A 24,197-nucleotide genomic window follows, 5' to 3' on the forward strand; every position below is an offset into this window, starting at 1 on the left:
CAATAGATTTTTTTATAATATGCACTTCCATATGCGCTARCTTSCCKCGGACGGCGGAGCCGATGCCCTTGCGCACAATTTTTGTGCGCTAGCTTCCCACGGACGGCGGGCCGGTGCCCTTGCGCACAATTTTTGTGCGCTARCTTCCCRCGGACGGCGGGCCGGTGCCCTTGCGCACAWTTTTTGTGCGCTAGCTTGCCTCGGACGGCRGRGCCGGTGCCCTTGCGCACAATTTTTGTGCGCTAGCTTCCCGCGGACTGCGGGCCGGTGCCCTTGCGCACAATTTTTGTGCGCTAGCTTCCCGCGGACGGCGGGCCGGTGCCCTTGCGCACAATTTTTGTGCGCTAGCTCGCCGCGGACGGCGGGCCGCTTCCCTTGCGCACAATTTTTGTGCGCTAGCTTCCCGCGGACGGCGGGCCGCTTCCCTTGCGCACAATTTTTGTGCGCTAGCTTCCCGCGGACGGCGGGGCCGGTGCCCTTGCGCACAATTTTTGTGCGCTAGCTTGCCGCGGACGGCGGGCCGGTGCCCTTGCGCACGTTTTTTGTGCGCTAGCTTGCCTCGGACGGCAGGGCCGGTGCCCTTGAGGCTGCACCGTTGTATTTTTCAANTGCCCTTGCGCACAATTTTTGTGCGCTAGCTTGCCGCGGACGGCGGGCCGGTGCCCTTGCGCACGTTTTTTGTGCGCTAGCTTGCCTCGGACGGCAGGGCCGGTGCCCTTGCGCACATTTTTTGTGCGCTAGCTTGCCTCGGACGGCAGGGCCGGTGCCCTTGCGCACATTTTTTGTGCGCTAGCTTCCCGCGGACGGCGGGCCGGTGCCCTTGCGCACAATTTTTGTGCGCTAGCTCGCCTCGGACGGCGGGCCGGTGCCCTTGCGCACATTTTTTGTGCGCTAGCTTGCCGCGGACGGCGAGGCTTCTTGGCTTACAACGTGCGATCGCCTGGTTTCCAGTTCGCTGGGCAGAGACCGCCAGCTTGCAATGCCTGAAGTACACGAAGTGTCTCGTCAACCGAGCGGCCAACATTCATATCCGTGACCACTTGATAGCGAAGCACACCATCCGGATCAATGATGAACAAACCGCGGTGTGCCGCACCTGTCTCATCATCTAGGACGCCATAGGCACGTGCTGTTTCTTTGGAGAAGTCACTGACCAATGGGAATTTCACAGGGCCGATGCCGCTTTGATCGCGCGGTGTTTGGGTCCAGGCGCGATGCGTGTAGACACTGTCTACAGATGCGCCTACGATATCACAATCGAGGTCCAGGAACTGCTCGTAATGGTCGCTGAACGAGGTGATTTCCGTCGGACACACGAAAGTGAAATCGAAAGGCCAGAAGAAGAATACGAGCCATCTGCCGCGGTAGTCCTCGAGCGAGATTTTTTCCTCGAGCGTGTCCATATTTTTCGTGGAGAGCAGGGAGAAGCTCGGTGCTGGCAGCCCTATTTTAGCCCAAGTAGCAGCTTGAGATTGAACGGTTAAATGTTGTGTCATGGTTGTTATCTCCTTTGATGTATGGGATTAGCTAGCGATTTCGGCTAGTGCTTTTTTGAGTTTGGTGACGTTGAGACCTAGAATTTTGTGCTCACCGATGACGGTGACTGGCAGTGACATTAAGCCCATATCGTGCAGCTCTTGTCCGAATTGATCATTCAGATCAATGTTTCTTTCTTCAAAACCGACTTCCTGCTCTGTTAAATATTTTTTCAATTGGACACAATAAGGGCAGTTGGTACTGGAATATACGATTACATTTGACATAGTTGGTCATCTCCTAAAAGGTTGAATTATTTGTATTGCGGGATCAGTTGAGCCCGTTTATTTATGAATTTGTCGACGGCCATGGCGGCTATCGCACCATCTGCAGCGGCAACAACCGCTTGTTTAACAGGTGTGCGTCTAACTTCTCCAGCACCGAATACACCCGCAACCGACGACTGCATCGAGCTGTCCAAGATCATAAAGCCATCTTCATCCAGAGGAACTTGCCCCTGCAAGAAGTCTGTACCCGGCTTACTGCCAGATAGGAAAACGAAGACGCCATCCACATCCAGCACTTCCTCGCCGCCAGAGCTTGTACGAATTCTAAGACCTTGAACCTGCTTATCGCCCAGAACTTCGAGCGGCTTCGTTTTGTAGAGGATGTTCGTGCCTTTCAACTCTGGAACGTCGTGAACACCTTGCAATTCAGGCCGAGGAACGACGAAATGGATAGATTTCGTAAACTTACTCAACGCTTGGGCTTCTTCTAGCGCTTCTTCCGAATCCCCAATCACTGCGACCGTCTTCCCTTCGAAAAAAGCACCATCACACGTCGCACACGTACTCACGCCGCGTCCCATCAGATTCTCTTCACCAGGCAGCATGCGGTTACGTCCCTTAGAGCCTGTTGCAATAATGATCGACTTGCCTTCAAACATCCCGTCAGCGGTAAACACATACTTCGTTTCGCCTTCCACATCCACATCCGTAATCGTCGTCTGGATGAATTCAGCTCCGAAGCCTTTGGCTTGGTCACGCATCGTATCCAGCAGATCCTTACCCGACATTTCCCCAATGACACCGGGATAATTCGCAATTTTATGCGTAATGGCTAGTGCTCCTGTATTCGGTGCTTTATCAATAACTAACGTCTTCAAATTCCCTCGTGCTGTATAAATCGCCGCAGAAGCTCCAGCAGGACCAGCTCCAACAATAATGACATCGTACATCGGTGATGCACTCCTTTCATACGGATATTTATACTTGTTTTTCATTGATAATAGATATCAGATAATAATTATTATAAATAAAAGAAAGATAAAGTCAAGCTTATTTATAATAATTCTAATTAGCAGCTTATTAGAAACTACTAGTTCTACTATATCATCTACATCTATTAACTTTGTTTGCGATTTGGTTCTATCTACGTTATCAGGAAAAACGATGGGAAAGACAAAAGCAAAAGGCTCGGACGAAACAGTCCAAGTCTTTTGCTTTTTATTATGAGTCTTGTGCAAGCGTCGCTTTGAATAAATGATCCAGACACGGCTTGGCTTGTCTACCAACCACAAGCTTCCCGTCAAAGACATACCCTTCTTCACGCCCCTCAAGTTCCTCGATCAATCGGTTGCGCCAAGTGGCGACGCGGCTCGTGAAGCGTTCATCTGCAACGGCGTTGGCTAACTCTTGCGGATCGTCTTCAAGATTGAAATACTGCTCTTCGCCCGTTTGGGTAAACCAAATAAATTTCTCCTTGCCATCGGTTACGAATTGATGCGAGAGCACGCCATACAAGTGCTCGCCATGGATATAAGGCCGCCACTCAGGATGCTCGCCACGGCATAGCGGGAGGAGGCTTTCTCCCTCAACTGTCTGCGGGCGCGTCACGTCCGCTGCATGAAGCAGCGTTGGCATAATGTCCCGCAGCTCAATCACCTCTTCGACCCGGCTTCCTTTAGCAAAGCCGAACCTTCCGCTAGGATCGCAGACGATAAATGGAATTTTCGCACTTCCTTCATACGGCAACGATTTTCTAAAATGATGATGGTCCCCGATCAACTCGCCATGATCTGAGGTAAACACGATTAGCGTATCTTTATGTACACCGTATTCCTGCATGGCATTAATTAGACGGCCGATTTGTTCGTCGAGATGGCTAATCAGCGCGTAGTAGGCAGCGCGCGCACGATCCAGCCTTCTTTTTGGCATACGGGCAAAGGTTGCTGTCGGATCATTGGCATTGGCACCAGCCGCTGCTTCGTCTACCCATCCTCCAACAGGCGGATCCGGAAGCTCCAGATTCTTATACATATCGAAGTATGCCTGTGGTGGATCCAACGGTGAATGCGGCCGGACGAAGGAAGTCCACAAGAAGAATGGCTTCGAGGGATCGCGCCTGCGCAGGAAATCGATCGACTCGGTTACGCACCAGTTGGTCGGATGCAGCATCTCCGGCAAATGCCAGGGCCGAGCCACCGTCGAAGCATTGCAGTCAAGGCCATTATCCATGATGTCGAGCTCAGCTCCCGCTGTCCGGCGCAGCCATTGCAAATAATCGTCAACTTGATCGAAATGACCATCGACGGTATTATCGTGTTTGGAGCGATTATGATGAAGATAACCATCGTGCAGCACGATATTATGGAATCCGCATAGATTACGAGCTGGATATACATGCATTTTGCCTACGCACTGTGTATGGTAGCCTGCTTTGGCAAGTTCCCCTGCCACGGTATGCTCATACTGCCATGGCACTTTATCTTGATAACCCACACGGCCATGCGACCGCTGACTCATTCCCGTCATAATCGCTGCACGCGCCGGTACACAGGTTGGTGTAGCCGAGTACGCATTCGTGAAGATAACCCCTGAGCTGGCCAAGGCGTCCAAATTTGGCGTCTCGATGATGGAATGACCAAGCGCACTTAGACAATCAAAGCGCATCTGATCGACCGTTATCAGCAGTAAATTGGGTTTTGTCATGGCGTTCTCTCCTTAATCACGTTGTCTGACATCTTAATTATGAAGTTCCGTTTTCGTTGTTGGTTTGAGAAATCAACCCGGCCGTCGGATTCACGATCAGCGTTTTGCTCGTTCCGTTTGCTTGAAAGGTTTTAATCATTTCAAGTACCGACCAAGCCTTTCTGCATCATTTCATCAATCTGATTTTGCTTTACATAGGCGAGGTCTTTATTCATGATACCTTCATTGTTCAAATTACGCACGTATTTCATCGATACAAAAAGCCCATGAGCTTAATAAACTCATGGGCTTTAATCTTACATCTTATTAATGTTTAGGTACTACATATACACTGCCATCAGACAACACTTGTACGGTGCCAGAGGCTGATTCAATTTCACGCAGTGCCCAATGCTCCTGCGGTACGTCCGGCCAGCTTGAAGACTTAACGTCAGCGGTCGGCCGCCCGAAAATTCGATTTAGAATCGTCACTGCTTCCGCACGATTCAATTGATTGTCCGGCAGGAAGGTACCGTCGGAATAGCCCTGCAAAATGCCTGCTTGCGAAGCTCGCTTTATCGCTTCGAAAGCCCAGTGCTCTTGTGTATCGCTGTACCCCGCATAGGAGGTGCTTCCAGCTGCTCCAACCGGAAGCAGCCTAGCAGCAATGCTGGCAATCTCCCCGCGGGTAATCGCGTCATCAGGGCGGAAGCCTGTGTCATCGCCTAGCATCACACCTGCGCGCTGCATATTGGTGATGGCTTCTGCGGCCCAGTGTCCTTTGGCAACATCCGGATAACCGCTAGGTTGTGCCGTAGACGAATCATTGTTGGACTTGCCGGCGCCAATACGATTCAAAATCATCGCTAATTCCGCACGCGAAATGGCTTGTGAAGGGCGGAATGTAGCATCAGGGTAACCGGATAAATAAGGTTCCAGTGCTCCCGCTCCATTTTTCTGAATAATGGTAAATGTACTGAACTTACTGATCTCTATAGCAATACCTACTGGTTTGCCATCCGCATCATAACGGATTTCTCCTTGCATAAGCGCCTTTTCGCCGTCGCTATGTTCAATGTACACGGCAAGTTCATCCAAAATTTGTTTAGCCGCTGCTGCGTTATCCGGCAGGTTGAGGGTATCCAGCGGGAACACGACTTCCGTCTTGTATCCCGAGTAGTTTGTCTCAATCTTGACCGGCTTGCCAATAACGGAGACAGATCGGCCTCCTGCATCTTTGAGTACAAGCTCAGCTGCTTGCACGCGTGTTGTAACTTCACTACGTTCAGCCTCAGCGCGGACCGGAACAATTCGGAAGTAAGCATCCTTTCCGTCATTGCCCATTTGCTGAAGGGATTCCGCTGATACCGTGATCTGCCCATCAGGCAGCGCCAGTTGTAGCGACATTCCTCCATCTGCAAGCATACTTACCGTTTCGGCATTTAAGCTGACAATTCGCTCTTCTGCAGGCTCGTCTGGCAAGTCCGTTACATAGATGCGAGCGACATAGTCTTTATTCTGTGCAGCTTTTTCCAAGATCGTTTGTGCATCCTTGGCACCTAACTTCACCGTATCAAGCGCTTTGCCTTCTACCGATTGGGTCCGCACGATGTTGGTTTGGAAAGTCCAGCCTCCGATACTTCCAGCTACCGTCGTTTGGCGGATGTTAGGTCTACTTGATTCCTCTACACGTTTTACATCGATGGAATAAGTCTGTGAAGACTTAAGGTCGGCCGACTCCACATCTACGATAATGGTATTGCTTCCAATTCCTATAGTAGGTGTAAAAGTACCGCCACCTTTATATTTTACATGCTGCACCGTTACAGTTGCCTCTGGATCATTGGTAATCGCCTTGATTGTCGTGCTGGGGTCTTCAGTTGTTGAAATCGTTCCGTATTTAAGCTTGTATGGCGTAAAAGCACCGTCCAAGATGGGATCTACCTGCAAACTCGCCAGTAATGGCGGCTGTCCAGGCACTGTCTGCTTACGTAGTACAGAAACCTTATATGTGAGCGCGGTACCATCTTGAGCTATTACTTCAATGGCAAAAGTTTGTGCATCGTTCGTAAATGGAAGCGATAAGACCGTTCCACTCGTTACCGTTTGGCTATCGATACGAATAGCTGCGTTCGACTGTGCGGGAACTGGCAGAAGCTTGAACTCGCCCGCCGTGTTAGGCACGAGTGCCTCATAATTTAGTACGGCCGGGTTAAAATCAGCTAACAGCTCAGCTCCATCTGTAGCAAGCCCCAAGCTTTGCAGTTGCGCATTGCCGCTTGGTTCCCGCCATACGGCCACTTGGTACTTACGTTTTTCCGAGCCGTCCGGAGAGGTCACAACCACAGGGATTTGATTCTCGCCTACTTGCAGCTGAATCGCCTGGGAAGCTTGTCTGCTCTGTACGGATTGGTCTTTGACTTCAATACTGGATCCTGCCTTCAGTGCGCCAGGTGTCAAGGTCACACTGTCGACTGTGTTGTCCACATAGACGGTATAGCTTTCTTCCGTCCCTGTGAAAGGTTGCGCCTTAATCTCATCTCCCGGTTGCGAAGCCGTGGCATTATTCAGCTTCAATGTAAGCAATAGTGCTTCATTGGAGCCCGTTCCGTCAAGATTCAGCGTATAGGACTTATCTCCTGCGCTAACGGAATGTACTTTGATAGATACCGATTTCCCCGTAGCAGGTACCTCGATATCGACATACCCGCTCTCAGGTACTGTTGTGTTATCGATGGTCACGACAGAAGCAGCAGCCATCGGAACTGCATACACGCGAACTTTTTCTGAATAAGCTACCGCTTGATAAGCAGTTGTTCCGAATTGATAAGGAGCACTCATCTGGGCGTTGCCTGTTGTCAGTGCCGCAAGATCGCTAAGGGTTGCCGGAATTGCTTCAGGTACACCTCGAATGACTTCAAAGCCATACTCGGTCTTATTTCCAACCCCGTCAGTAGCCGTCATCGAGATCTGCAGTCGATCCGTCGATGCGCCCCACTCCAATGGTGCGTAATAATCGAATTTCCCTTTATCATCCAATGGGACATTCGTACCGTTCACAACAAGCTTAGCTCCCGCATCTGTTTGACCGGTTATATAAATCCTGCTGATATTTGTGACAGTACCATTCAGTGAAATCGGCTTGCCTTGCGCATCATTGCCTCCGGAAGCGATTAACATCGGTCCGGTGCGGTCAATGAACACCTTGCGGTATGCCGTAGAGCGGTCGCCGCGCTCATTCACGGCTTCAACCAGCACGTTATATTCCCGTTCTTTCAATACAGCAACTCCAAGCAGATCTTGCAGAACAAACATGGAAGTTCCACCTGCTGATACGTGCTCGCTGCTGCCAAGCTGCTGTCCATTTACGAACAAAGTAACTGCTGCGTTGTGATCCGCAGTCACCTTCAAGGTAGCTTGTTCGGCTGTTGTAAGCAGTAGCGTCTCATCATTCCCGTCATATGACGTATAGGCTTGTTCAATGACGGCTTGCGCACTAGCGTCAAGCACCACTGCTAACGTTGGAGGTTGCGGAACTGGCAGTTCCGTCGACACACTCGCTGACGTTGGGCTGAGCACAATACGTCCTTGCTCATTACCAATAGCTGAGACAGAGATCTCGTAGTTTTTACCAGGAGTTAATTCGGTAATAACAGCATTCTGCTCACTTCCCATTTGAGGCGGTAGATCCATGATCGGAACTGCAGCTTTACCACTCGTGCTCTCACTAGCCCAAATGCGATAAGCTGTCACATCACCTGCAATAGAAGCAAAGCGCAAGGATATTTCTCCATTTCCAGTAGAAAGCACCTCTGGTTGCTCAGGTGTACTCAACGAAATAGGCGCAGTCACCTCTACGGTTGCATCCGCAATGGCATAGGTCGGTGCTTTATCAGCACTTTTACCTACAACAGCAAGATAATAAGTTCCGGGCAGCATGGAAGTCGGAAGATCAATAGCTTTACTGCCGGAAGTTGGCAGACCGCTTTGAATAACCTCTCCTACCCATTGATCGGCGCTGTCCGTTAACATCATGGTTACTTTCGCATCTGACGACGCATTCTCCATGGCCCACGTTACTTGAATACGATTTTCCACACCAGTGACGGCTTTTGCGGAAGCCTTCATCTCTGGTAGAGGAATTAATTTCTGAATTTGCAAATCAACTTTTTTCGCATTCTGAATCATCCATTTGCCAGCTGGCGCGTTAAGGAGTGAAACGTAAAGTGTATCCCTGCCGTCGTTCACTGGATTTGGTGTCGAGATCTTCGTCTGTTCAAGTGGATCTCCACTTGGGCTTGCACTTGAAACTCGATCTGACGCCGGTTGTAAATAAGCGTTGCCAGCAGGAGCATCGAAGTTCAGCGTGTACGGCGAACCGTCAGGTGCTAGAAGTACGGTGTTCGCATTACCGCCGCTAACCGTCATCATGTAATTGCCATTCTCGGCGATTTCAAAATATTTGCTGAATCGGCCTTCCATCGTCAATGGTTTAATCGACTTGAACTTCCTTGATGACTTGTAGGCAACAACACTTGTATAACTGCTGCTTACAACTTTCCACTGTCCATTCAAATTAATATCATCCAGAAAAATCGTTTTCTTCTGCTGTGATTTATCATACAGAACATTCATACCTGGCAAACTCGGGTCAGGTTGAAGGTTGTAAAGATCACCGTTTGGCGCATACAGCTTTGTCTGCTCATTCGCCCCGTAAATCTCTACAATCGCTTGGCCATTATCTGTCCGAGTCATATCAAACACAGTAGGATAGACTTGATCCTGCACCCACTGCATAACATCCGCTATTTTCGTTGTAGACGGTACGCTGCTTAATACGACGCTTGGACTTGTGCCTGCGCTGATCATCCAAGTTCCTGCCTCGACCGCATCCACCAACGTGTACACGTAACCATCGGCGTCACGGAAAGCATTCCAATCCGGTTCCTTCTGTGCCGTTTGTAGACTATAAGGCCGTCCATCTGGTTTGTAAACAATAATATCGTCTTGAGCTTCACCAATTTTAAGTACGTAGCTTCCACGCTCTTTCACTGTGAGTGAGGTAACCGAGCGGTCCGGTGTTTGCGCCCACAGCTCAGCCAACTCATTCAACTTCAGCGATTCGTTGGCAAATAACAGTTCATTTACTTGAATGCGACTATTACTGCTTGTCGTTAGACTCCATTTGCCTGCAAGCAGCGACACATGCATATAGGTCGTTTGGCTGGCAGCATCATAGCTGATTTCTGGACGTACGATCTGCTCAGAACTTTGTCCGGATGCAGTGCCTTTCAGAATAGCAGCTCGTTGATCTCCCGTTAAGGCAATAAGTGCCCTGAAAGAACGTTCCATTGTAAAAGAAGACGTCGACTTACCACTTGAAGCATTGGTTTCCGTTGTGATCAGAGGTGTTTGATCCAGTGACGTAAGTTGTCCATTCACAAAGCGCGCTTTCGCATCGGTGTGGACCGGCTCCTCCGGTTGGAAAGTCAAGCTGACCGGTTTTAGATCAAAGACTCGCTTCAGCGGATTCGCAGAAGCAATTCTGACATCATTAAGCTTTTTGCCCGAATCTGTATTTCTTAAGAACAATTCTTCCGCAATGTCCAGCCATGGTTCTGCTGCGTCCATGAAATCAGAAACATTGTTCATAAAATCCAGACCTTTTTCCCACCAAGCCTTCTTAGGCGGCTCTGCTTCTACTTCGAATAGAATCGTATTGTTTTTAAATGTATACTTCAGATTAGCGCCTACGCCGTTATGTCTGAAAGTGCCGTATATACCTGTTTCATTTACACTGAGTGCAACGTTACTCACAGTCGCTCCGCCAATACGCGGAATCCCTTTTGGAACATAAACCGTTCCTTTAATAGCTCCGTTGAATCCCTTTTGATTAAAAGAGTACGTGCCAATTGCTCCTTTGACGACTTCAAAAAGATTGATGTCGCCTTTCGTTGCAAAGCCCGGTGAAGAGAACCCTTTAATTCCAGCCGTTGCTGGATTAACGACCGTTTGCATGTTCATGTTCTTCACAGGCAGCCAATAGTAGTATTCGGTTCCGCTGCCGTTAAAGCCGTAGGTCGATAGGTCCATATCAATGGAATCGGTACCGATCAGATTGAATTTGTAATCTACCTGTGGATGTTTCAGTTCAGGGACAATGACATCGTTCACAGATCCGGTGACACTAAACTTTTGAGGAATCTGAGACTTCTCCGCAAGTTTGTCCACATTACCGAATAGATAGTTGACTTGAAGTCCTGTTGATGCAAGTTTCAATTTCCGGTACATGCCGAAGCTTACGCCATCCAAACGTCCTTGTTTGGTTTTCATATTCAAATCGAAGCTTAAGTTCGTATCCGGCAAGCTGCCTGTTCCCTGAACCCCGACATAAGGAATGCGGCTCTCCACGACGAATTTGGTATCACTTGCTTTTATCGGGCCCACCTGAAAGCTATTCTTCATCATAAAGGTACCCGACAAATCAAAGCGGTTATTGCGGAATTTCAGGCCATCAAACGGCACAGTTTCCTTAACCTTCTGACTCCCTACCTGCAAGCCGATCTCCAGATCACCGGTTAGACGCAGGCCATCCTTTGTAAAAATAAGCGAGCTTGCATGAACGGGCATATCCATATTCAAGTAGTCCGTCGCTTCCGAGCCGCTCAAATCGAAAGAGAACTTGTCTGACGTGATGGTGAACGGCCCCTCTTGAATCGTGTAAGACAGATTGGACCCGAGTGCTCCACCGCCATTGACATATAAGCGGCCATTGCCGGTTATTGTGGCTGGGTTATTTCTTTTGTTCACGACAAGGCTGGTCCCCTTGAACATCACCGAGTCGTTGATGATTACCGGTTCCGACGTGTCATTAAGAACATAGATGCCAACTTTATCCTCATCCGGCTCTTCCGTGAACGGTCCTTGCAGACCAAGACTGTTTACTTCATTGCTGGCAGATGTACTAGGTACATCTATTCTGGCGAAGTTTCTTGGTTTGTAGAAGTCTTGTGCTGTTATCATCAAACCTTCTGTAAATATATAATCTTCATAGAAATCATGCTCCAAGCGTACATCATATTTGCCTGGCGGCAATTCATCCTTCCATGTCAATTCTAACTGACGTTCATTAATAACATTGTAATTAAGGTTGTATTGGGTACCGTCCTTACTTTGTAAATAGTAATGAATATTTCCTAGAGGCTTACGAAGCAAATTAGGAATACCTGTACCAACTGCGACTAATCGCTTCTTATCTTTCACATGCAGAACCGAAGCGCCTACGCGGTCATAATCGACATCCGGTTTTAACATACTCGGATCATCTTTCATAATAAATCGTTTTATTTCCGTATAGCCTTTCCCTATTACATTCGTAGCATAGCCACGGGTTTCATATTCTTGATGCCATGTAAGACCTTTTAAAATAACCGTAAAGGAGCTTGTTCCTTCTTCTGTAGATGTATAGGGTACTTGAACCCAATTGCCGACTCCCTCAGCTGAGTACGTGCGGTACTCTACCCCTCGAGCTGTAATGTCTTTCGTTCCATCATCATAGACATTTGTAACTACACTGACGGTATCATCCTTATGCTCTGGATCAAACTGAAGAATCGGATCCACCGTAAGCTTAACACCAGGTGCTGTCGGCGGCGTATACCCGTACAGCCAAGTTTCGTTCATATTGCCTGCGGCCACAGAACTGACTTTAGAACCGAATACCTTATCCATAATGTCAATTTCAGCACGGCTCCCGCCGAACATAACGAAATTTTTACCGTCAAAAGCCATGTTCGCATAGCTTAGCGGGAAAGGAAGCTGATTAGGAACCCCTTGGACCACAAAGACCTTTCCAGTATCATCCATATTGCTTTGATACATCGTTTCCAAGGTTACTGTTAATGGAGCTTTTTCCCAATCACTTCTATTCCAGCCATAGGCCATACTCCCAAACGTCGGAGGGTACGTGGTCGTTGGCAGCTTTAATTGTTTAACCAATTCGTTATTGTAATTATGGACATAGTCGCGTTCTCCGCCAAAAAAGACAACTCGACGCCCATCATAGGCCATCGCCTGACCCCATCGGCCGTAAGCCTCTGGACCATTCGTCGAACTCCATGACTTTGCCTCACGGTCCCACTTCCACAATAATGGAGAGCTGTCATCGTGCGTGACCGTCTTCGTTACTTTCGTACCTTCACTCGTATACTCTTTCGTAATAGAGCCTGCATTTCCACCGTAAAGCACAGCCGTTTGGCCATCAAAAGCCATCTGCCCGCCATAGGCAGCAGGCGGCTTCACAGCAGGATTAACTTCCGTCCAGCTCGTTCCATTCCACAACCAGGTATCGTCTTGAAGATTCTTAGAACCTCCGCTGCCCGAATATCCGCCGAACAGAACCAACTGTTCGCCGTTATAGGCAAGCTGAGCACCTCCGCGAGCTATCGGGGAGCTAGGAAGCCCTGTAACTTGCTCCCATTCGGCATTCATACCATCCCAAAGCCAAGTATCACCCAGCAGCGCGCCGGACTTCTCCTCGCCTCCGAATAGCAGAACTTTCCCCGTGGCTGGATCATAGGCCATGGCTGCGCCTTTGCGTTTAGACGGAGAAGTAAGATCCAGCTGTTCCTGCCAAGTTTTTTCTATACCATTCCAAATCCACGTTTCATCGAAAAAATCGGTATTGTCATTACCTCCGAACATGACCACATTCTCAGCCATCTCGTCAAAGACCATGGATGCCCCTTGTCTAGCATGCGGCGAGAGATTCGTTGTTACTCTCTTCCATGTATAATTCATAATGCTTGTTGAAGGACCGTATGTATTCTGCAGCACTGTGTTGGTACCGTTAGCCACACCTACTGCCTGTGCTATACTCGACCCGCCGTGTAAGAACGGTATGTACTGAAATAGCAGTGCAGCAATTAATAGTTTGGCCCAGCCGGTTTTCCATCGTCTTTTCAACTTTTCCCCTCTTTTCCTAGTTTTCATCAAGAGCTACACAAAGGTAGTTCTCGCATACCCATCCTAAACTACTAATTGTAGAAATTTGTCGAAATGTGTATGGTTATACCGGTATTCTATCATTCAATCTTTAGTAAAGTATTAATTTAATAATAGATTTTGTCGAATCAAATGAAATAACAGAAATTTATAAGCACGTAGTTGTACTTCATTCATGCAACCATGGGTTATATTGATATTCCTTTTTTATCCATTTACCGCTATAATGGAATTTGTTTACATTCAGTTGAAAGAGGTGTATGGCATGCGTATAATGTCTGATCAACCTTACAAAGGTCGGCCAGTACTATTCTCGCTATTCCTAGGCATTGTGCTTACCTTATTGGTTTCTGTAGCATCAGCTGTAGCCACTGTACAAGGCTTGGGAGATACAGGCATAATGGTTGCACAAGGGTGCGCATTCTTCGTTATGGCGATAGCTATTACCCTATATATGCGAAGGAAAGATAGAACGATGGCCGTGTATGGCTTCAAGCGGTTGTCAGGAGGGGACAATAAAGCGGCGCTGTACTATGTTCCGCTTGGTATCATCGTCTTTGTTCAACCTGCGATTGGTGGAATAAATATCGAACTATCTTTAGGCAAGGTTGTCTTGATTGTCCTTTTTTCACTTGTGGTGGGGTATACCGAAGAGTCAATCTTCCGGGGGATCATTTGGGAAAAATTGAAGGATAAAGGCTCTCTGTTTTACATCCTGTTTTCTTCCATTTTCTTTGGTATCCTACATATGGCCAATGCCCTGAATGGCCGAGACTGGTTGTCAATTTTACTACAGATCATTAACGCATTTCTCATCGGACTCATTTTAGCCTTACTGATTGAAATGACGGCTCGTATTCTCCCGCTAATCATTTTTCATTTTATGTTCGATGCCATGGCCCAGTTGACGAATGCAACAACAACTGAGAACGAAGTTTTCGTTGTTGCTGTGCTGAATATCTGTTACTTGCTGTATGGCACTTATTTAGCTGTCATGTTAACACGTAGACGCAAAACACATATTCAAATTTCTGCCTGAGTGTTACTCATGCAAAAGAGCTGCTAAACAAGTGGGATTTCCTACTTGTTTAGCAGCTCTTTGTTTAATGCTAGAAAACCTACTCCCGTACAACTGGATATGGCGGGTACGGTGGATATTGCTGATAGTATGGCGGGTATGGATAAGGGTATGGGTAATAAGGCGGATATTGATAATACGGCTGCGTCGCAGCACCGTATAACAATGGAGCCACTACCCACGGCAGTAAGTTATTAAAGCCGCCGCCGTGCGGATGCCAACCTGGCCCATGGCCTGGTCCGTGACCAATGCCTGGGCCTCCAGGGAAATGCCCTGGACCGCCGGGGCCACCTGGGAAGTGCCCTGGACCGCCAGGTCCTCCAATGCCTCCTGGGCCGTGTCCAATACCGCCAGGTCCATGGCCAATACCTCCAGGTCCCCCGATGCCTCCAGGTCCATGGCCAATACCTCCAGGTCCCCCGATGCCTCCAGGTCCATGGCCAATACCGCCGCCATGCCCACCGAGCGGTGGACGAAATTCTTGATCTTCACGCTTCGTCATATCGGAATCACTCACAATCTCTGTATAGTTTGTTTTTCTTCTATACTGTATGTGTGCGATTGCCTACTCGGTGAATGAAAGCCCAAAAATGGGCGGATTACTTATTTATATTAGCCAGTTCATCTTCCTTCATTTGCTCATATTGTTCTTTGTATGAATCCGTAATGGAAGTATCATAACCGTTTTCACTTAGCTTTGCTTTCGTGTCATTGTTAATTTGCTCAAATTGATTATTAATTTGCTCTACTTTCGCTAAGCCTTCCGCGATCAAACTTGGACTTGGATTTTCTTTATACTGATCATATAGCGCTTGTAATGCAGCTTTAGCATCTGCTTTTAGCTGGGCCATTTGTGCCTCAGCATCAGCCTTAATCGAAGCTTCAGATGCTTTAATGGTGGATCCGCCACCGCCACCGCCACCGCCTCCACCACCAGCCCCGCCACCAATTGGCGGCGTTTCAACAGGCTTCGTCTCTGGTTTCGTCTCCGGCAATTTCACCTCAGGTTTCGTCTCTTCCTTCGTATCCGCGGACACCGTATAAGTTTCCGGATTCCAGTTAATCGTTTTCCCAACAGACTCCGAGAAGAAACGGATTGGAACAAACAAACTGCCATCCACAATATACCCTGGTAATTCATCGGCTGGGCTCTTTTTTACACCATCAAAAACATAATTAATCTTCTCTTTATATACCTTCAAACTACTTGGAGCCAACTTCGATTTATCGAACTTCTCAGTACTTTTCGAAAAAATCTGTGTGTTTAATTTATATTCGCTAATATTAATTTTATCTGTTGCCTTAGGCTCTACAATCGTCACCGTATACGTATTCGGGTCCCAGTTGACCGCTTTATCTAGCGAGTAGGAGATGAATCGAATGGGAACATAGGTCGTACCTTGATAAATAAAACCCTGCTGACCCTCTGGTGGTGCATATTCCTTCCCATCAAACGTAAAATGCATCGGAACCTGATACACATCCACATCCATTGGTTCTTGTGCTGCTGACGCTTGTGCAGTAATCCCCATCATCACAGCTAAGGATAATCCTGTTATTGCTTTCATTCGTTGACTTATTTTCATTTCCTGAACACCTCTTCTATGTATTATTGGGAAGAAACCACTTTCTGTACTGCAGCAATTTCTGCTGATGTAAACTTCGTATAGGCAATTTTCTTCAACTCTGCCTTCTCCTCAGCTGTCAATCCCCCGCTAGCTATTTGCCTTAGTTTGTTGAGTTCTGACGCCGAAAACCGGCTCATCACGAACTTCACAGCTTCCTGCTTACCGCCAAATGATACAGCATCCTTCTTCTCAGTTGCAGTTTGTTTCTCTTGGTCATTGGCCGCAACTTGCTGAGTTTGCTTGCTCTGAACAGACTTCGATTCTGCTTGTCCCTGATCCAAATTAACTGCATTCGAGTTACCAACTTGCTTATCTGTAACACCAGGCTCAGAAGACTGCACAGATGTCTCAGAAGATATGAAGGATTCAGGTATTGTAGGTATATCTATTTGTTCCAACAATTGTTGATTATTCTCCGCTTCAACAACAAGCCGATCAGCAATTTTATTCCCTATCACATTCAAACCATAGGTATAGGCCGAATAGCCGCCCGCACCTAAAATACCTATACCAACCAAAACTAGAATGAGTCGCTTTCTCAAAAAATCACCTCTGCCTATATATAATCTGTGATTACTTCTGCGTGTCTTTATACGACTTTCCCTCGCTCAATCCATATTTCGCTGCGATCCCAATCAACTGGTTATATTCATTCTCCGATAACTTCTTTAAAATAATTTCCTTAGCAATCTTCTTCTCTTCCATAGACAAGCCATTCCCGGCCATTTTCGCAAAAAGTTGAAGATCTGAAGCACTCAATTTTTTCAACAGGACTGAACTTACAGCCGCCTTCTCCTTGAGCGTGATCGCCTTTTGGACCGCTTTCGCTTTCTCCGTTGAAATTTGAGCCTGATAAGCTAAACTATCCTTTGTCGCCTGTGGTGTTGGAGGAACAGTCTGCCCAGCTTGCTTAGCTACACTAGGTTCACTGACGACACTAGAGCCAGTGACTACGGCTTCGCTACTTTTAGATCTAATAGGTGCAGTGGTAGACTGAGACTGACTACCTTGGGAGTTCGCTTCAACCTGCTTAACATTAGCAACCGAAGAATCTGCCGCTTTATCTGTAGGTACAACACCACTTTCAGCCTCCTCACTTACGCCTATCAAACCTGTCATTTGACTATCGCTATCTAAAGGTTGTCCACTAATTTCAAAAGGAACCTGCGGTATCATCGATTGCATAACATACGACATAGCTATGTTCATGCCATAATACCCAATAGCAAGCAAAACAATCAGACTGCTTCCTAACCACAATAATCGCTTCTTCCATTTCTTCTTTACCATTTCATCACCACACAAGTCACATACTGGATAACTCTATTATATGCTTTTTGAGCCTTGAAGTCACATCTTGTCGGGGAATATCACAGAAAAAAGCACCCTGAGGGTGCTTTAGCGTAAATATATAGATCATCAAGAGAGTTTGAATTACGAATTTCGACAACCTTTTTAGAAGATAGCAGTTATAGTTAAGAAAGCTACATCATACGGGAGGCGATGCAATGCCTAATTATTACTTTACAGAGGTTTGGACGCCATTGAAATTAGTAGGTATTAAGCTATTCAAAGACGATGAAGGAATGATTTGGATCAAATATTGGGGTTTTAGTCGCAAACGAATTTAAGAAAAAAGCACCTGGTCAAGGCGCCTTCGCTTATGTATACAATTTCGTGCGGTGATAACTAATTTTATCGAAAATCTTTGTTCGCTCGATCTCACAGATACAACTCTCCAAAATCACTTCATTAAACCGCAACCAGAAAGAATGCCAATACTTATTCATTCTAATTCCTCCTCGATTTCACATAAACCCACGGCGGAGGCACGATGATTCGGAAGCTGGCTGACATACTGGATTACCCCACCTTAGTCCCTATAGCTTTGCGTCACTGATTTTCACCAGTTTTGCCATTATCGTCCGATTTATGTAATTGATTTATATACTTATTGTAGCAAATGCATAACTTGCGGCAATGGTCTTTTCGTCGTGTTAATTCTGGAGACGGCATGTCTAAAGTACTAATTTCCTCCCAGTACCTGGAAAGCGCCGTTTCTTCGCAGATTCTTAACAAAAAGGCTTCCCACAGTCAAGTTCAGACTGATGGGAAGCCTTTCTTATTGAACAGCCTACTTCATTTTCACGAACCTCGGTTCAATTTGGCGAAGTAAGTACATTACGTCGTTCGAATCAAATCCGTTTCCGTCGACATCAAATTGTTCGAGCACCAGCTTAGACACGTCATCGATAGAGATGAAGCCGTCATGATTAGTGTCTAGAATTTCTTTCGATGGCTCAGAGCTCCGCACAATTTGGAGACTGAACGTTTTAACCGTTCCGTCTTGCGCCGTAACGATAATCGGGTATGTTCTGGCTTGCGTCAAAGCTAAGATCTTTAATATGAATAACAGTCATGTCGTAGGTCGCACCCGTCACGGTCATTTGAGCGGTCGGATCCGATAAATCCACAAGAACATTTACGGTTGCCATGTCCCATCCCACATTCAGCATAAATGTATTGCCTGATTGCAGGAGCGGCTCATTTCCATATCGAATGCCACTGATATCCGCGTTGCCAGAGCCCAGCTTGTTGATGTTCAACGTGAACGCTTGCCGATTCCCGTTCTCGGCAATAACGATGATATGAACCGGATTTACGCCAACATTCAAGTAAACTGCGTTGCTTACTGTTACCGGCAGTCCATCTTTAAACATACTTACCATAGCGCCAACATGCTCTGTCAAAGCATTTACGTACACTGCGTTTACGACTTTGGATACTGTAGCCGCATATATAGTAGTTCCAGCCGAACCCTCTGGGGTTACCGCGAACAAATTCGAGAATGAACTGTCTGTGCTTGCAAGAATACCAGTCAGATTGGCGTTGTCGCTCAGAGTCGAAATCGTATATACGAAGGTTTGCGCATTACTGTCGATCATTCCGTCCTTCTGTGCGATAGCTCTAACTGTTAGGCTGCCTCCAGCAACGGCAGTTGGTTGATTCTGAGTATCGTATAGCATGCTTTCCGATGTGGGCTCAGTTCCATCGATCGTATATCGAATATTCACACCATCAGTGGCTGACGTTAGAGAAATGGACTTACCGACTTGTAATACTGAACCGCTTGCCGGATTCGCAACAGGCTCTACCGCTTGATCGGCCGTAAAGACGCCGTATATGGTGCAATCGCCGTGTTGTTACTCGTCCACTCGATGGTGGAACCGAGTGTTCCTGTCGTCGGCAATACTAGGTTCGTAGTGACGTTGCTTTCGTCCACGTTGTTTTCTAGGATCGAAGCCAACGTTAGCGCCGACATGTCTGCAGCCACAATCTCAGCTTCCGTGATTAGACCCCCTTTTACCACCAAGTCGAAACTCACGTTACGCGCTGCCATTTTATGGATCTTCATCCGATCCGCTGCCTGCAGCCTGTACAAGGTCTGTCCTTAAATAAATGACCGGCCTTATGTGTATGTAAGCTCTGGGAGCAGCACTACTCAAATTGCCGTAATCATTGACTTGATACAATCCCTGATTAATAGTCCCCAACTCTGCACCAATAAAGGTAGCAGGTGTCAATGTCCAAACATTTCCAAGGTGATCCTGCAAACCGCTTTCGCCCGGATAGACGGTCCCGTATTGCAAGTATTCGTTTGCGGAAAGTAGACCCACTTTGGCGGATACCGACCCGGTCCCGTTCCAAATACGGCCGTCTAAACCGCTTACGTCCCATACATGCTCTTGCACCCAATTTGAGTTTTCAAGAGACATCATGAAGGAATGATTCAGCTGATAAGCAAGTGAGCCTGCTGTTTGCAGGTAATCCTGGGAAACCTTGCATAAGTTTACAGGCGGCAACCATTCTTATGAAGGCGAAGGTGAGGGTGAAGTATACTATCCTCGGAAATAGCGTTCAAAAGGTAGTCGTTTCTGCCTACGTGTGGGAACAAACCGAAAAGAATTGTGACTTTAGCTACATCGATGTCAGTAAGGAGGGCAATACAGATACGGCGATCGCAGCATGCTGCAAAGCGCGTATGATACTGCTCAGCAGGTTAACGAAGATCCAACTGCCACCGAAGACAAGCGTGAGACTCAGCTGAATAGGTTACAACAAAGATTACATGTCACCGAATGCGTCGATGGGACCCGAGATGAGATAACTGTTCTCTTCATCACAATAATTGCTGGTTAAGTTAGTTCCCCAAACCGCTGTCCCCGAATGCGCGCTCGCAGGCCCTTTGTTGTAATTCGGTGTCTCATAAGCCCAGGTGGAATTCACACCTTCCGAAAGAAAGCCGCCATCATTCTTCTCGATGTCCGCAAAGAATGCGGGTGACGGGAGATGAATCGGAAGAGACGAGCTTCACAACATCGGTTAGATCACCAATTCCAAGTGGACCCACCACTTTCACGGGCGTACTATAAAAGCTTACAAGTAACCCGCTAACGCCAGTAGCCATTTGTCCCCAATCATTCTTGACCCATCCCCAGACAGTTCCATCTTCCAATAAAGCCAAGCAGAAGAGCCCGCCTGTTGCCATGTCCTTCACCTTAGGGAGTGACACTTGCCGCGGGGAGAGAATATTCTCCATCTGGTTGTCTGATCGAACCCAGCCTCCCCATTCCCACAAGGTACCATCGCTTCTCAGAGCCATAGAATGATCTCCGCCTGCGACCACCTTGACGATATCCGTTAATGGATCGCCATCTGCATCATATACTTGCCTCGGGCTGGGCTGTTGCCCTTCCGAGGTACCATCGCCTAATTGTCCGTTCGTATTGTCGCCCCAGGCCCAAACCGTGCCGTCCGACTTCAAAGCTAATACATGGTTATATCCGCCGGATACCATCGCCTTCACATCCGTTGAAGCCGATGCAACTGGAATAAAGAATGAAAGATTGCCCAAACCAAAGCTGGAAAGCAACAACAAGAACGCAAGTATAATAGAAAAACTTCTTTTTTGTCGAATAATATTCGTTGTTAATTCTCCTGTCTTTTGTTTATTCGTGATTGTTAGGACCTAACGCCTATATTACCAAATTTCACGGCTTTCTGTATATTGCATATTCCGCGTTTTTATGTCGTTTTTTTGCTTTATTTAGGCATAATGAAAGGTCGAGTATACCAGTCCATCTAACTCGTCAGCAGACTTCATAATACTTAATAGCACCTACACACATTGTTCAATCACTACTGAATCACCTCTCATATACTTATTTACGGTTCGCTACACATTCCTTTTCTATCAAATCGAGTAGGCCCATGCGCATATGCATGGGCCTCTCACAGATCCGGACTTGCGGCTCTTCGCATCCGGCTCCTCCATGTTTATCCCCTTTGGGGATGATGTTCTTTGTAAATCGCTAGAAGACTACTTAATCCGATTTCTTCAAACCATTTATTTGGCATTGCATACGTGCGTAAGTTGAATGTGAACTTCGCCATGCTGTCATTCGAAGCCCAGGCATGTCTTTGTTGTCCCACCCTCGCTTTCGCATTTCTCGGTGGAGTTTTCTCACTTTCTTCCAACTTCGCAGTTGAACCGATCGGAGGCGTCTTCGTATCCATCTATCTAGTTCTCGGAATCGGTTAAATACTTCACCCGTCCCAAAATAATTCCCCCATCCACGCACGTAAGGGTTTAACACCTTCTTCACCAACTGTTGCACATGTACCGTCTGGTTCCTTCTCGTGATTGCCCGAATTCGCTCCTTGAATTTCGTTAATGCTTTCTGTGAGGGGATCATTCTCTTTCCAGGCTTAAATTCATGCCCTAAGAACACAAATGCTTCCCTTGCACTGTTAACAATCTTTGTTTTCTCTGGGTGCACTTTCAGCCCCATTTCCCTTTCAAGGAGACGTATAACAGATTTCATCACTCGCTGTGCACCTTTCTGTGTTCGGCAACAGATGACAAAGTCATCCGCATAGCGGGTCATTCGATGACCTCGCTCGGTCATGATCTTGTCCAGTGGATGCAAATAGATGTTGGCTAGCAGGGGGCTTATGACTCCTCCTTGCGGAGTTCCATGCTCATTTACATAGTAGTTTCCGCCTTCTATAACCCCTGCCTTTAGAAACTTTTCCAGCAATGACAGCACGCTTCCATCCACCACCGTTTCTTTCACCTTCTCAATAAGCTTACCATGAGGAATAGTGTCAAAATACGATTTGAGATCGGCATCTATGACATAGCAGAACCCCTCGTTTATATCTTTGCGGATGTTCTTCAATGCCATGTGTGCGTTTCTCCCTGGACGAAACCCATAGCTGCAATCCATGAATTTGGACTCAAAGATCGGTTCCAATATGCGTCTTACCGCGGCTTGTATAACTCGGTCTCCCACGGTAGGTATGCCCAGGGGTCTTTGCGTTCCATCTGCTTTCGGGATGTATACACGTCGAACTGGCTTAGGGCGATATGCCTTGCTTTCAACGCTTGCTGGAGCACTTCTAGATGGTGTTCCAACTTTGATTCAAACGCCTTGATGGTCGTTCGATCTATCCCTACCGCACCTCGATTTCGCTTGACTTCCTTGAAGGCTTCCTCCATGTTTGGTTTCGCCCATATCTTATCGATTAGACTGTACCATTTTCGTTCTTCTTGCATATTTACTCCCTCACGAGAGCGATTGTGTTGCTCTTGTTTCCCCATGTTCGTTTATCCTTCCCTTTCAGTTCCACGGTTTGTAGCTTGCGCAATCTCCGTTTCGCTTTCGGTACTCGCCCCAGACGGCTTCTTCTTATGTTCATTCCCCGAATCTTCGCACTTCTTGGCTCCTCGGCTCCTGTCTGGACATGGCTTCACTCAATCTCTCTTCTTTCATGGTTTCGGGCTTCACACAAATCCCCGCCTTTTGGGTCGGAGTTTGTAACGGTGACTTTTTTTTCCGCACCGCTTCGCTTGCCTTTGCGACCTTTCTGGCAAGCTTCCTCACTACTATCCCTACGTCTGACTTCTCACCATTCTTAGTCTCGCCTTGATCCTCACGATCTTGCTCAAGAGTTACCGCTTTGCGGGAACGATGAGATCTCCTTGGGTCACATCAACAACTTTCCCCTGAATCCAGTCCTCCTAACTTTCGAGACCAATGGTGGTATGGGACGTCCCCTTTCCTTGCAGGGTTGTCCGATCTCGACAGCCAACTTGGTTGATGTCGCCTGTTCCAGGGTTTGCCTTCCCATCCTCCACACCTCTCCTCACGGACGAAGCACTATGGGTTAGCTATACACTTCCGCCACCTAGCGGTATGCTGGAGACTTTCACTCCTTAGTTGTTGTGCTGCCAAGCGCACAAGAAAGAAAGCACCTTGTCTAGGTGCTTTCTCATATGTATGCAATTTCGTTCGGTGATAACTAATTTCATCAAAAATCTTAAACTTCGCTCAATATCAAAAGATACAGCTATCCTGGATCATTTCATTTAACCGCAGCCAGAAAGAATGCCAATACTTATCCATGCTATTCCTTCCCGAATTCACATAAACCCACGGCGGAGGCACAATTCGGAAGCTGGCTGACATACTGGATTGACCCACCTTAGTACCTATAGCTTTACGTCACTGATTTTCATCAGTTTTGCCATTATCGTCTGATTTATATGATTGACTTATGTACCTATTGTAGTAAATGAAAAATTTGCGGTAATGGTTTTTTTTCGTGTTTTGGTTAGATGAAGGGGGTAGAAAGAACTAATTGGTTGAGCTTATTATTTTTTGAGGACTAGAAGCGAAGCCTAAGAACATCCAAAAACCAAAGACAGTATTTGCATTCACAGCTTTACAGGAATCAGAAAGGATAATATTAGAAAAATCATGAAAGTTTGTCTCCTTTAATGAATCAGCTTTCAGCACCTGTAGACTACAATATTCTAACTGCATTTTTATACATAACAGTTTGATTAATTGACTGCCATCCCCAAACAACTGTACACATTTCTTCAATTCCTCTTTCAACCACCATTCTAACTCTCTTTTCGCCTTAAACGTCAACATAAAATACGGCAACGTCAAATTCACTACGACAGGCTGGAGA

General features: G+C 47.0%; 22 protein-coding genes and 2 riboswitches. Of the genes, 3 read left to right on the top strand and 19 right to left on the bottom strand.

What is annotated here, in order from left to right:
* Positions 1-923 precede the first annotated feature (923 nt).
* From ASG89_RS31630 to ASG89_RS31650, 5 genes are all read right to left on the bottom strand, one after another.
* Complete coding sequence (locus ASG89_RS31630) at positions 924-1,496, bottom strand: peroxiredoxin (protein WP_057315320.1); 573 nt, start codon at positions 1,494-1,496, stop codon at positions 924-926.
* A gap of 27 nt (positions 1,497-1,523) precedes the next feature.
* Positions 1,524-1,763, bottom strand: a complete 240-nt coding sequence (locus ASG89_RS31635) for a glutaredoxin family protein (protein WP_057315321.1) — start codon at positions 1,761-1,763, stop codon at positions 1,524-1,526.
* Between the two features lie 26 nt (positions 1,764-1,789).
* The gene (locus ASG89_RS31640) at positions 1,790-2,713 is read right to left on the bottom strand and encodes an NAD(P)/FAD-dependent oxidoreductase (RefSeq protein ID WP_057315322.1); all 924 of its coding nucleotides are present in this window, start codon (positions 2,711-2,713) and stop codon (positions 1,790-1,792) included.
* A 271-nt stretch (positions 2,714-2,984) separates the two neighbouring features.
* Positions 2,985-4,466: an arylsulfatase gene (locus ASG89_RS31645; protein ID WP_057315323.1), complete on the bottom strand. Its 1,482-nt coding sequence runs from the start codon at positions 4,464-4,466 to the stop codon at positions 2,985-2,987.
* Positions 4,467-4,772: 306 nt separating this feature from the next.
* Positions 4,773-13,409: a cadherin-like beta sandwich domain-containing protein gene (locus ASG89_RS31650; RefSeq protein ID WP_057315324.1), complete on the bottom strand. Its 8,637-nt coding sequence runs from the start codon at positions 13,407-13,409 to the stop codon at positions 4,773-4,775.
* Positions 13,410-13,713: 304 nt separating this feature from the next.
* Between ASG89_RS31650 and ASG89_RS31655 the strand changes: the two genes are divergently transcribed.
* Complete coding sequence (locus tag ASG89_RS31655; RefSeq protein ID WP_057315325.1) at positions 13,714-14,487, top strand: CPBP family intramembrane glutamic endopeptidase; 774 nt, start codon at positions 13,714-13,716, stop codon at positions 14,485-14,487.
* A gap of 79 nt (positions 14,488-14,566) precedes the next feature.
* Here ASG89_RS31655 and ASG89_RS37250 read toward each other — a convergent pair whose 3' ends face one another.
* The 4 genes from ASG89_RS37250 to ASG89_RS31675 all read right to left on the bottom strand — a co-directional run bounded on the left by ASG89_RS37250 (position 14,567) and on the right by ASG89_RS31675 (position 17,444).
* Positions 14,567-15,043, bottom strand: a complete 477-nt coding sequence (locus ASG89_RS37250) for a hypothetical protein (RefSeq protein WP_235550000.1) — start codon at positions 15,041-15,043, stop codon at positions 14,567-14,569.
* Positions 15,044-15,125: 82 nt separating this feature from the next.
* On the bottom strand, positions 15,126-16,112 hold the full coding sequence (locus ASG89_RS31665; protein WP_057315327.1) for a copper amine oxidase N-terminal domain-containing protein: 987 nt from the start codon (positions 16,110-16,112) through the stop codon (positions 15,126-15,128).
* 23 nt (positions 16,113-16,135) lie between these two features.
* Positions 16,136-16,696, bottom strand: a complete 561-nt coding sequence (locus ASG89_RS31670) for a hypothetical protein (protein ID WP_057315328.1) — start codon at positions 16,694-16,696, stop codon at positions 16,136-16,138.
* A gap of 31 nt (positions 16,697-16,727) precedes the next feature.
* The gene (locus ASG89_RS31675; protein WP_057315329.1) at positions 16,728-17,444 is read right to left on the bottom strand and encodes a hypothetical protein; all 717 of its coding nucleotides are present in this window, start codon (positions 17,442-17,444) and stop codon (positions 16,728-16,730) included.
* Positions 17,445-17,662: 218 nt separating this feature from the next.
* On the opposite strand from ASG89_RS31675, the gene ASG89_RS38325 reads away from it, so the two are divergent.
* Complete coding sequence (locus ASG89_RS38325; protein WP_268795686.1) at positions 17,663-17,785, top strand: hypothetical protein; 123 nt, start codon at positions 17,663-17,665, stop codon at positions 17,783-17,785.
* Positions 17,786-17,815: 30 nt separating this feature from the next.
* Here the strand turns inward: ASG89_RS38325 and ASG89_RS38330 are convergent, their stop codons facing one another.
* The 5 genes from ASG89_RS38330 to ASG89_RS31690 form a co-directional block, all read right to left on the bottom strand.
* Positions 17,816-17,944 carry a hypothetical protein gene (locus tag ASG89_RS38330; protein ID WP_268795687.1) on the bottom strand — a complete coding sequence of 43 codons (129 nt, stop codon included), beginning with the start codon at positions 17,942-17,944 and terminating at the stop codon, positions 17,816-17,818.
* Positions 17,945-17,992: 48 nt separating this feature from the next.
* Positions 17,993-18,081, bottom strand: a riboswitch (cyclic di-GMP riboswitch).
* A gap of 207 nt (positions 18,082-18,288) precedes the next feature.
* Positions 18,289-18,543, bottom strand: coding sequence for a hypothetical protein (locus tag ASG89_RS36860; RefSeq protein ID WP_157276878.1), 255 nt, complete (start codon positions 18,541-18,543; stop codon positions 18,289-18,291).
* On the bottom strand, positions 18,488-19,339 hold the full coding sequence (locus tag ASG89_RS31680; RefSeq protein ID WP_268795691.1) for a chitobiase/beta-hexosaminidase C-terminal domain-containing protein: 852 nt from the start codon (positions 19,337-19,339) through the stop codon (positions 18,488-18,490). The genes ASG89_RS36860 and ASG89_RS31680 overlap by 56 nt, the downstream gene beginning before the upstream one ends.
* Positions 19,306-19,554 carry an immunoglobulin-like domain-containing protein gene (locus ASG89_RS31685; protein WP_057315331.1) on the bottom strand — a complete coding sequence of 83 codons (249 nt, stop codon included), beginning with the start codon at positions 19,552-19,554 and terminating at the stop codon, positions 19,306-19,308. The genes ASG89_RS31680 and ASG89_RS31685 overlap by 34 nt, the downstream gene beginning before the upstream one ends.
* Position 19,555: 1 nt before the next feature.
* On the bottom strand, positions 19,556-20,017 hold the full coding sequence (locus ASG89_RS31690) for a hypothetical protein (protein ID WP_057315332.1): 462 nt from the start codon (positions 20,015-20,017) through the stop codon (positions 19,556-19,558).
* A gap of 26 nt (positions 20,018-20,043) precedes the next feature.
* Here ASG89_RS31690 and ASG89_RS36865 point away from each other — a divergent pair, with 26 nt between their 5' ends.
* Positions 20,044-20,262 carry a hypothetical protein gene (locus tag ASG89_RS36865; RefSeq protein ID WP_157276882.1) on the top strand — a complete coding sequence of 73 codons (219 nt, stop codon included), beginning with the start codon at positions 20,044-20,046 and terminating at the stop codon, positions 20,260-20,262.
* Positions 20,263-20,279: 17 nt separating this feature from the next.
* Here ASG89_RS36865 and ASG89_RS38035 read toward each other — a convergent pair whose 3' ends face one another.
* From ASG89_RS38035 to ASG89_RS38045, 5 genes are all read right to left on the bottom strand, one after another.
* Positions 20,280-20,441: a hypothetical protein gene (locus tag ASG89_RS38035; protein ID WP_157276883.1), complete on the bottom strand. Its 162-nt coding sequence runs from the start codon at positions 20,439-20,441 to the stop codon at positions 20,280-20,282.
* 22 nt (positions 20,442-20,463) lie between these two features.
* The gene (locus ASG89_RS31695; protein WP_057315333.1) at positions 20,464-21,090 is read right to left on the bottom strand and encodes an RCC1 domain-containing protein; all 627 of its coding nucleotides are present in this window, start codon (positions 21,088-21,090) and stop codon (positions 20,464-20,466) included.
* A 448-nt stretch (positions 21,091-21,538) separates the two neighbouring features.
* On the bottom strand, positions 21,539-22,555 hold the full coding sequence (gene ltrA / locus ASG89_RS31700; RefSeq protein WP_235550012.1) for a group II intron reverse transcriptase/maturase: 1,017 nt from the start codon (positions 22,553-22,555) through the stop codon (positions 21,539-21,541).
* Positions 22,480-22,818 (bottom strand): hypothetical protein, encoded by a 339-nt coding sequence (locus ASG89_RS38040; protein ID WP_235550001.1) that lies wholly within the window; start codon positions 22,816-22,818, stop codon positions 22,480-22,482. Before ASG89_RS38040 ends, ltrA begins: the two co-directional genes overlap by 76 nt.
* An 849-nt stretch (positions 22,819-23,667) precedes the next feature.
* Positions 23,668-23,756, bottom strand: a riboswitch (cyclic di-GMP riboswitch).
* 98 nt (positions 23,757-23,854) lie between these two features.
* Positions 23,855-24,157, bottom strand: coding sequence for a hypothetical protein (locus ASG89_RS38045; RefSeq protein WP_157276885.1), 303 nt, complete (start codon positions 24,155-24,157; stop codon positions 23,855-23,857).
* Positions 24,158-24,197 lie beyond the last annotated feature (40 nt).

The sequence above is a fragment of the Paenibacillus sp. Soil766 genome (genome assembly GCF_001428105.1).
Lineage (GTDB): Bacteria > Bacillota > Bacilli > Paenibacillales > NBRC-103111 > Paenibacillus_E.